The sequence below is a fragment of the Paenibacillus sp. P4_A7 genome (assembly GCF_056402455.1).
The window spans coordinates 1-2,059 of record NZ_JBFUHJ010000683.1; the positions used below are offsets into that span (position 1 = coordinate 1).

Here is a 2,059-nt window from a genome sequence, read left to right on the forward strand (position 1 = left end):
GGTAAAACATTATTAGCCAAAGCAGCAGCACAGTATACAGATTCTATTTATTTGACTGCCTCAKGCAGTGAATTTGTAGAAATGTATGTAGGCGTCGGCGCAGGTCGAGTACGTGAACTATTTAAGGAAGCCCGTACGAAAGCGACCAAAGAAGGTAAAAGCAATGCCGTTATTTTTATTGATGAGATAGAAGTTATAGGTGGCAAGCGGGATGGTGGGCAGCATCGTGAATACGACCAAACGTTGAATCAGCTATTAACTGAAATGGATGGCATTCATTCAAACGAATCGCCGAGGATCTTAATTATTGCAGCAACGAACAGAAAAGAAATGCTTGATAGCGCACTGCTGCGGCCTGGACGCTTCGATCGTCACATTGGGGTTGACCTCCCCGACAAAAAAGGCAGACTGCATATTTTAAACATTCATGCTAAGAACAAACCGATAAGTGAAAATGTTGATATGGAACGAATAGCAGAGGAATCCTTCGGATTTTCTGGGGCACAGCTAGAGAGTGTCATGAATGAAGCAGCCATTTATGCATTGAGAGAGACTAGCGATTTTATAATGGAAAAGCATATTTCTATGGCAATTGATAAGGTCATGATGGGCGAGAAGACGGATCGGGAAGCTACAAAGGAAGAACGTGAACGAATCGCGCTTCACGAGCTGGGACATGCGATTACGGCCGAGTTAGTAAGACCGGGAAGTGTATCGCAGGTAGCTTTATCACCGCGCGGTCAAGCACTTGGCTATGTTCGTCATAATCCTCAGCAGGACCATTATTTATATACGACACCATTTTTACATGGGCAAATTATGATAGCGCTTGGTGGAGCAGCAGCCGAAGAAATATTTTATGGAGATCGCAGTACGGGCTCGCGAGGAGACTTTGATCAATCAATTGGTATKGTTAAGACGCTTGTTGAGTCAGGTTTGACTGAGCTCGGTATTATCGATTCCTCGATGATGACACCGGACGCATGGGCGAAAATTAATCGTACGATTTTAGATAGTTTGATGACTCGGACGAAAGAGCTGCTTGTGCTGAAGCGTGAAGTATTCACACAATCGCTACAAATCCTACTTCGCGAGGAAACGTTAAGTGGCGCTGAGTTTCGGGGATTATTAGAACAATATAAGGCAGCATAGACCGTTCTATTTATTACAAATTGAAGGCAGACACTGCGTCTGCCTTTTTTTTTTGACTAAATTGGGTATAATGAAGGGGTACTGATTATATCGATTTCTTCCATTAGGGTACACGAAACATACATAAGATGCTAAGGGAGCTTATCAATTTGAATATAAAAAAAGTAGGCGTTGTAGGTATAGGTACTATGGGGCAGGGCATTGCAGAAATGCTTGCATCCAAAGGCCTAGATGTTATTGTAATCGAAGTATCGCAAGAACGACTTGAATATGGTTTAAAAATGATTGAGATTAGTCTCGATAAACAAATTGAGAAATGGGCGCTAACCCAAACAGAGAAAAAACTTATCCTGAATCGTATTGAATCTACGATTTATTTAGAAAGGCTTGCTGAATGTGGGCTTGTCATTGAGACCATATCAGAGGATTTAGACAGCAAAAAAGAAATATTTGAACAGATAGATGATGTATGCGGGACTAATATAATTTTGGCAAGCAATACTTCAACACTCAGCATGACTGAACTTGCGAGCGTTACTAAGCATCCTGAAAGAGTCATTGGCATGCACTTTATATACCCTGTGTATAAAATTGATCTAGTTGAAATTGTACGCGGCTTGAAAACATCTGAGGATACTTTTCTAAGAACAAAGTATTTCGTGGAAGAAATCATTCATAAAAAAGGTGTCATGGTCTTTGAATCGCCTGGCTTTGTAACGAGTCGCCTCATTTGCTTATTAATTAATGAGGCTTTGCATGTGCTTGAAGAAGGTGTGGCATCTGCTGATGATATTGATAACGCTATGCGTATCGGATACTCTTTCCAGCATGGTCCATTTGAAATGTGTGATCGTTTTGGATTAGATTCGGTACTTGCAGCTCTAGACAGAATGTTTAGAGAATATGG

The 2,059-nt window shown here is 41.2% G+C and carries 2 protein-coding genes; both read left to right on the forward strand.

What is annotated here, in order from left to right; genetic code table 11:
- A partial coding sequence (locus AC1DWN_RS32895) for an AAA family ATPase (protein ID WP_477563042.1) occupies positions 1 to 1,152 on the forward strand: 1,152 nt, incomplete at its 5' end.
- Between the two features lie 149 nt (positions 1,153 to 1,301).
- On the forward strand, positions 1,302 to 2,059 hold a 758-nt coding region (locus AC1DWN_RS32900), incomplete at its 3' end, for a 3-hydroxyacyl-CoA dehydrogenase family protein (RefSeq protein ID WP_477563043.1).